Here is a 6,536-nt window from a genome sequence, read left to right as displayed (position 1 = left end):
CCCACCCTCCACCCCCGCGGCCACCCCGGGTCCCCCCCGGCGCCCCTTCGCCGGGCCTCGGGCGGGGCGCTTCTGGCTGGGGCGGCGCCCCGGCCGCCTCAGACGCCGGCGAGCGCGTCGGTCGGGGTGAGCCGGGCGGCCCGTACGGCTGGATACAGTCCCGCGACCGCCCCGATCAGCAGCGTCGCGGCGAACCCGCCCGCCGTGGCCCACAGCGGCACCACGGCCGGCCAGTGTTGCGTGGCCGCGTAGCCGCCGGTGACCGCCACACCGATCAGGATGCCGCCGAGGCCGCCGAGCGCCGACAGCAGCAGCGACTCGACCAGGAACTGCAGCAGGATCTGGCCGCGGGTGGCCCCGAGCGCCCGGCGCAGGCCGATCTCGGACCGGCGTTCGAGCACCGAGATCACCATCGTGTTCGTCACGCCGATCCCGCCGACCAGCAACGCCACCGCGCCCAGGCCCAGCAGCAGGCCGCCGAACGTGTTCTCGGTGATCTTCTTGGCCGCCAGCGCGTCCGACGGCCGCGAGACCAGGACCTCGCTGGGCGCCCCCGGCCGTACGGTGCGTGGCAGGGCCTTGCGCACCGCGGCGACCGCGTCCTCGGCGGTACGGGTGTAGACGGTCGTCGGGTGCCCGTCGAAGCCGAGGTAGGTGGCCGCCGCCGACCAGCCGACGAACACGGCGCGGTCCAGGTTCTGGGCCAGCGGCACCGGCCGCAGCACACCCACCACCGTGAAGCGCCGGCTGCCGAGCACGATCTGCGGCTGGTCCGCGGTGTCGTCGATGCCTAGCCGCTGCGCCGCGGTCCAGCCCAGCACCGCCGTCGGGAAGTCGGCGGTGGGAAGGCTCAGCCAGCGCCCGCTGACCGGGCTCAACCCGACCGCCTCCGGCAGGTCGAGCCGTCCCGCGTACACGGTGAGGCTGCCGGTCTGCGCCGGGTGCACGTGCTCGTTGCGGTACGCGTGCACGCCGGGCAGCAGCCCGACCGCCGACACCGCCTCCACCGAGGCGACCCTGGTGATCATCGGGATCGCCTCGTGCGGGAGCTGCGCCGGTTTGTCGTCGGCTGTCCTGCCCGGCTCGACGGTCAGCAGGTTCGTGCCCAGCTGGTCGAGCTGCCGGTCCAGTTCGGCCCGGCTGGAGCTGGAGATGCCGACCACGGCGATCATCGCGGCGATGCCGATCGCGATGCCGAGCGCGGACAGGAACACCCGCAGCCGCCGTGACCGCAGCCCGGCCGCGCCGACCCGCAGCACGTCGCCCGGCGACAGCCGCCCGGGTCGGGGCGGGGCGCTCATGCGCCCGCCCCGACCCGCACGGCGCCCGGCTCGCGCTCGTCGCGCACGACGAGCCCGTCGGACACCTCCACCCGCCGCGGCAGCCGCGCCGCCAAATCCCGGTCGTGGGTGATGACCACGACTGTGGTGCCTGCCCCGTTCAGCTCGGTCAGCAGGCCCAGCACCGTCTCGCCGGAGACGGAGTCGAGGTTGCCGGTGGGTTCGTCGGCCAGCAGCAGCGGCGGGTCGCCGATCAGCGCGCGGGCGATCGCCACCCGCTGCCGTTCCCCGCCGGACAGCTCGTGCGGGCGGTGGTGCAGCCGGTGGCCCAGCCCGACCCGCTCCAGGGCGGCGTCGGCGCGCCGCAGCCGCTCGCGCGAGGTCACGCTCGCATACAGCAGGCCGTCGGCGACCGCCTCCCGCACCGCGACACCCGGGGTCAGGTGGAACTGCTGGAACACGAACCCGATCGTGGCCCCCCGCAGCCCGGACAGCTGCCGATCGGACAGGGCCGCCACGTCGAATCCGCCGATGCGGACCTGGCCGCTGGTCGGGCGGTCCAGGGTGCCGATCAGGTTGAGCAGGCTGGACTTGCCCGACCCGGACCGCCCGACGACGGCGACCGCCTCGCCGTATCCGATGTCGAGGCTGACGCCGCGCACGGCCCGTACCCCGCCGGGGTAGGTCTTGGTGACGTCCGCCAGTTCGACCACGTTCACTGCGCGACCCCCACGGTGACGCCCTCGGCGATGCCGTCGCCGCTGATCTCGACCTTGCCGCCGGCGAACAGCCCCGTCTGCACGGGCACGATCCGGCTGGTCGGTCCGTCACGCACCTCGACGCCGTAGCCGCGCTCGCCGACGGCCAGCAGCGCCTGGATCGGCACCACCAGCACGTTGGCGTGCTCGGCGGTGACGAAACGCACCGACACCGGACCGGGCTCCGGCTCCGTCGCCGCTTTCAGGTCCAGCTCCACGGTGACCTTGGGCTGGCCCTGCTCCCCGGGCGTCGGTCCGTCAGCGTCTTCGGTGGGCGCCACCACGCCGACCACCGTCGCCTCGGCCGGTGTGCCGTCGGGCAGCGTGACGGTGGCCTTGACTCCCTTCTTGGCCAGTTCGGGTGCGGTGGCCGGCACCTGCGCGGTGACCACGCGGGTGGTCGGGCCGGCGGTGAGGACGTCACCGGCGGCCGGCGCGCCGAGCCGGGCCGTGTGGGTGGCGACCCGCAGCGGACCGGGTGCGACGATCACATCGGTCGGTGCGACGGTGCCCGTGACCGGCAGCCCGAGGTCCTTCTGCCACCGCTTGACGGCGGCTGCCGTGGACGCGGAGAAGGTCTTGTCGGCTTCGAATCCGGTGTACTTCAGCGCGGTCAGGTTCTTTTCGAGCTGGGCGACGTCCGGGCCTTCGGCCCCGTCGGCCAGGACCCGGTAGAACGGCAGCCCGCCGTAGAGCAGCACGACGGGGTTGTTGTCCGCCCGCAGCAGGGGCTGTCCCCGCTTGACCGTGCTGCCGACCGGGGCGAGCCAGGTCAGGGTGCCGGTCGCCTTGGACGTCACCGCCGACGGCCGGCCGAAGCCGATCTCGCCGTCGACGACCGTGGCCGCCGTGATCGTGGACCGGGTCACCTGGACCGTGTCGACCGCGGGAGCGCCGACCGGGCTGTCGTCGCCGCCACCGGAGAAGACCCCGGCGGACATCGCCGCCGCCGCGGCGACCACCGCGGCGGCGACGACGCCGAACAGCACCCGGCGCGACCGCCGGCTCATCCGACACCCGTCACGCCGCTGGTGTCGGGCATGCAGATCTTCGCCGCGGCCTTGACCGCCGGCTGCTGCATCCGCGCCTTGTGGTCCTCCTTGGCCTGCCGCAGCGTGGCCCCGTCGATCGGGGCGGGGTTCGGATCGGGATCGGGCCAGTCCGGCACGCCGTTCTCGCGCATGCACTTGGCGACCTCCCGGTCCTCGCGCAGCCGCTCCTCGCTCGGCTTCTCGGGCACCTCCAGCACCGGGGCGTCCAGCGCGGGCCACTTCTCGTAGCACTCGATCATCTCGGGGGTCGGGTCGCCGTCGGGGATGCCCGAGAAGTCCGCCAACGTGTCGTGACCGAGGTAGGTGACCTGCAGGCCCTTCTCGTTCAGGCACTTGGCGAGGTTCTGCTTCTGCCTGTCGTAGGCGTCCCACAGGCCTTCGGAGCCGGAGCTTGCGGCGGGGTCGGCCTCGGCGGTGGTCTCGGGGTCGCCGGACCCGCACGCCGCCAACATCGCCACCAGCAACGGCCCGCACGCGGCCAGTGCCGCGTACCGGATGCCACGCCCTGAACGGCGGCTCACACGTCTGCCGTCGATCGGCATTCACTTCTCCTTTGGAGCTGGGTTACTCGACACCGGAGGGGGTTCGCCGGCGTCGCGGTACACAGTCCACCAAAGGGGTTGTTATCCGGGTGTTAACGATAATGTGTACATTCCGTTAACATGATCCTAAGTGGATCGGCGCTGGGGACTCAGGCCCGCGCGGCCTCACCGCGGGGGAGGATCACCCGCACGGAAAGGCCCCCGTCGGGGCGGGGGATGGCCAGCGCGTCGCCGCCGTGCGCCTGGGCGACCGCGCGCACGATGGACAGGCCCAGACCGCTGCCCCTGGCCGAACCGACCCGGTCCGTGAGCCGGCGGAACGGCTCGAACAGCGCCGGCACCTCGTGCGGCGAGATCAGCGCGCCGGTGTTGGTCACGATGATCTCGGCTTGCCGAGCCTCCTCCAGCGTCTGCACCCACACGAAGCCGTCGCGGTGGTTGTAGCGAACCGCGTTGTCGACCAGGTTGCGGATCAGCTGCTCCAGCAGGAGCGGGTCGCCGACCACCGTCGCCGCCGCGAGTTGCGCCTGCACCTGCACCTGCTGGTCCACGGCCGCCTTCGCGGTGACGTCGAGGGCGTACTCCGCCAGCTGCGCCAGGTCGACCGGCCGCCGGTCGGTGACCGCGTCCTCAGCCCTGGCCAGGGTGAGCAGCGAGTCGATCAGCCGTTCGTGGCGCAGGTTGACCGCGAGCAGGTTCTCGCCGAGCCGCTGCAGCTGCGGCGTGCTGTCCGGGCGGGCCATCGCGACATCGAGCAGAGTGCGGCTCAGCGCGATGGGCGTCTTCAGCTCGTGGGCGGCGTTCGCGATGAACCGTCCCTGCCCGGCGAAAGCCTCGTCGAGCCGGTCGAGCATGCTGTCGAACGAGTCGGCCAGGCTCTTCACCTCGCTGTGCGGACCGGCCAGCTCGATCCGCTTGTGCAGGGTGCGCCCGGCGATCCGGTGCGCCGTCTCGGTGATCGTGTTGAGGGGGCGCAGCAGCCGCCCCGACAGCCACCAGGCCCCGGCTGTCGCCGCCAGACTAGCCCCCAGCAGCGTCAGCCCGCCCTTGAACAGGACGTTCTCGCGCATCGAGTCCATGATGATCTGGCGGGAGACCTCGTCAGTGGCGATCGCGTCGGAAACCCACACATTGTCAGCCGGGCTGTACTTCTCCATCTTGCGGGCGAAGACCACCGCCAGGCTGTAGTCCATGCTGTTCTGGACCAGGATCATCACGCCGCCGAGCACCACGCTGCCCGCGAGCAGGAACATCAGCCCGAACATGAGGGTATGGCGCACCCGCAGGCTGCCGTGCCATGAAGCCTTCACGGTGACCGGTGGCCCGTCGTGGCCCCCGTCTCGACCAGCCGCGGCCCCAGCGCCCGCACCCGCGCCACCAGCTCCGCGAACACGAACGGCTTGGCCAGGCAGTCGTCGGCGCCCGCGGCGAGCGCGGCGAGCCGGTCGGCCTCGGAGACGAAGACGGTGAGCATCAGCACCCGTGCGCCGGTCCCGGCCGCGACGATCCGGCGGCAGAGCTCATCGCCGTGCGCCCGGGGCAGGCCCAGGATCAGCACGTCGTGGCAGCCCTCGGCAAGTTCGGCCGGCACCTGCGCGCCGTCGCCGACCACGTCCACGGCGAAGGACTCCTGCCGCAGGCCCTCGGCGATGGCAGCGGCCATCAGGTCCTCGTCGTCGACCACCAGTACGCGCACACGACCTCCCTCGCCGGACCGCCCTGAGCAAGTATCCGGAGGTCGCGTTAGCCGATCGTGAACGTTTTCGCTTACGGTCCGCTAACATCTGCGGCCGCCGCGGCCCGGACGCGGGATCTCCCGGCGCAATATCGCCCCGGTGGCGTTCGCCTCGTCCGAGCGTTGTGGCGGGGCGGCCGCGACCGCGTACCGTCGGAGAGAACGCTTCGTACCGAGGAAGCCATGGGGGAGTCGGGGCCGTGAACACCACGACACGTCAGCAGGCCGCTTGGCAGGCCTACATCGACGTCGCCTACGGGCTGCAACGCGCCATCTGCGAAGGTGAGCGCTACGACGGCGAGGTCGACTGGGAATGGGCCGGCGTACGCGGCAGCCTGCACGACGACCGCCTGAGCCTGAGCAACGCCAAGCTGCTGGCCCTGCTCGACCAGGCCCAGGCGCACTGGCGGGACTGCCCCCTGGACAACGACGTGCTGTCCGGTTACCTCAACGAGATCGCCGACGGGTTGCGGGAGCTCGCGGAGGACCGGGCCATCGAAGGCTGGTAGCCGCCGGTCACGCCGGGTTCGGCCGGCACAGAACCTGCATGACGGCTGTCAGCTGTTCGTCGAGCTGCCCGGGGTCCGCAGCGGTCAGGGCCGGGGTGGCGAGGATGCTGCGCATCAGCCAGACGCCGGCGACCACGGACAGGACCAGTTCCGCGCGTTCGCCGGAGTCCGGGCCGGTGAGCAGGCCGGTCAGCCGCGAGCCGACGTGCCTGCCGATCGCCTCGCGCATGATCTCGGCGGCCCGCGGGTTGTTGGCCGAGCGCAGCATGAGCAGGAACGGGCTGAGTTGCCCGGCCGCGGGGTCGGTGCGGGCGACCAGAGCGGCGGCGAGCTTTGCGGGCAGCTCGGCCGGGTCGGCGCCGACCACGGTGGGCGCGGTGAACGACCTGTCGACGGCTTCGGCGAACAGCTGCTCCTTGGAGCCGAAGTAGCGGTTGACCAGCATGGCGGTGACTCCCGCGGCGGCCGCCACCTCGCGCACCCCGGCGCCGTCGTAGCCGGCGCGGGTGAAGGCCTCGATCGCGGAGGTGAGGATCGCCTCGCGGGTGGCGGCGGCGTCGCGGCGGCGCGGCTGGTTGGTCACACTCATGTCTACCAGTGTAGACATCTTTGCGAATCCGGGTCTACAGTCGTAGACATACCTGATCCGGGCAACTGAAA

Annotated in this window: 8 protein-coding genes; 1 reads left to right on the top strand and 7 read right to left on the bottom strand. The window is 72.3% G+C overall.

Features of this window, described 5'->3' with window-relative positions; genetic code table 11:
• Positions 1–98 precede the first annotated feature (98 nt).
• From AB0B35_RS29345 to AB0B35_RS29320, 6 genes are all read right to left on the bottom strand, one after another.
• The gene (locus AB0B35_RS29345) at positions 99–1,301 is read right to left on the bottom strand and encodes an ABC transporter permease (RefSeq protein WP_361051230.1); all 1,203 of its coding nucleotides are present in this window, start codon (positions 1,299–1,301) and stop codon (positions 99–101) included.
• Positions 1,298–1,993 carry an ABC transporter ATP-binding protein gene (locus tag AB0B35_RS29340; RefSeq protein ID WP_361051286.1) on the bottom strand — a complete coding sequence of 232 codons (696 nt, stop codon included), beginning with the start codon at positions 1,991–1,993 and terminating at the stop codon, positions 1,298–1,300. Before AB0B35_RS29340 ends, AB0B35_RS29345 begins: the two co-directional genes overlap by 4 nt.
• A gap of 2 nt (positions 1,994–1,995) precedes the next feature.
• A complete protein-coding gene (locus tag AB0B35_RS29335) occupies positions 1,996–3,048 on the bottom strand; it encodes a peptidoglycan-binding domain-containing protein (RefSeq protein WP_361051227.1) in 1,053 nt (350 codons plus the stop codon).
• Positions 3,045–3,632: a hypothetical protein gene (locus tag AB0B35_RS29330; RefSeq protein WP_361051224.1), complete on the bottom strand. Its 588-nt coding sequence runs from the start codon at positions 3,630–3,632 to the stop codon at positions 3,045–3,047. The genes AB0B35_RS29335 and AB0B35_RS29330 overlap by 4 nt, the downstream gene beginning before the upstream one ends.
• Positions 3,633–3,781: 149 nt before the next feature.
• Positions 3,782–4,912 (bottom strand): ATP-binding protein, encoded by a 1,131-nt coding sequence (locus tag AB0B35_RS29325; protein WP_361051221.1) that lies wholly within the window; start codon positions 4,910–4,912, stop codon positions 3,782–3,784.
• Between the two features lie 26 nt (positions 4,913–4,938).
• Positions 4,939–5,328 carry a response regulator gene (locus AB0B35_RS29320; RefSeq protein ID WP_361051218.1) on the bottom strand — a complete coding sequence of 130 codons (390 nt, stop codon included), beginning with the start codon at positions 5,326–5,328 and terminating at the stop codon, positions 4,939–4,941.
• Positions 5,329–5,567: 239 nt separating this feature from the next.
• Between AB0B35_RS29320 and AB0B35_RS29315 the strand changes: the two genes are divergently transcribed.
• Positions 5,568–5,876, top strand: coding sequence for a hypothetical protein (locus AB0B35_RS29315; RefSeq protein WP_360535793.1), 309 nt, complete (start codon positions 5,568–5,570; stop codon positions 5,874–5,876).
• Between the two features lie 7 nt (positions 5,877–5,883).
• Here AB0B35_RS29315 and AB0B35_RS29310 read toward each other — a convergent pair whose 3' ends face one another.
• Complete coding sequence (locus AB0B35_RS29310; RefSeq protein WP_361051215.1) at positions 5,884–6,465, bottom strand: TetR family transcriptional regulator; 582 nt, start codon at positions 6,463–6,465, stop codon at positions 5,884–5,886.
• Between the last annotated feature and the right edge of the window lie 71 nt (positions 6,466–6,536).

The sequence above is a fragment of the Catellatospora sp. NPDC049133 genome, assembly GCF_040648455.1.
GTDB classification, from domain to species: Bacteria; Actinomycetota; Actinomycetes; order Mycobacteriales; family Micromonosporaceae; genus Catellatospora; species Catellatospora aurea.
This window is presented reverse-complemented; position numbering and strand designations above follow the sequence as displayed.

Excerpts from the sequence above, each read along its gene's own strand:
- AB0B35_RS29345 (WP_361051230.1), bottom strand. The coding sequence starts at position 1,301 with ATGAGCGCCCCGCCCCGACCCGGGCGGCTGTCGCCGGGCGACGTGCTG.
- AB0B35_RS29335 (WP_361051227.1), bottom strand. The coding sequence starts at position 3,048 with ATGAGCCGGCGGTCGCGCCGGGTGCTGTTCGGCGTCGTCGCCGCCGCG.
- AB0B35_RS29330 (WP_361051224.1), bottom strand. The coding sequence starts at position 3,632 with ATGCCGATCGACGGCAGACGTGTGAGCCGCCGTTCAGGGCGTGGCATC.
- AB0B35_RS29310 (WP_361051215.1), bottom strand. The coding sequence starts at position 6,465 with ATGAGTGTGACCAACCAGCCGCGCCGCCGCGACGCCGCCGCCACCCGC.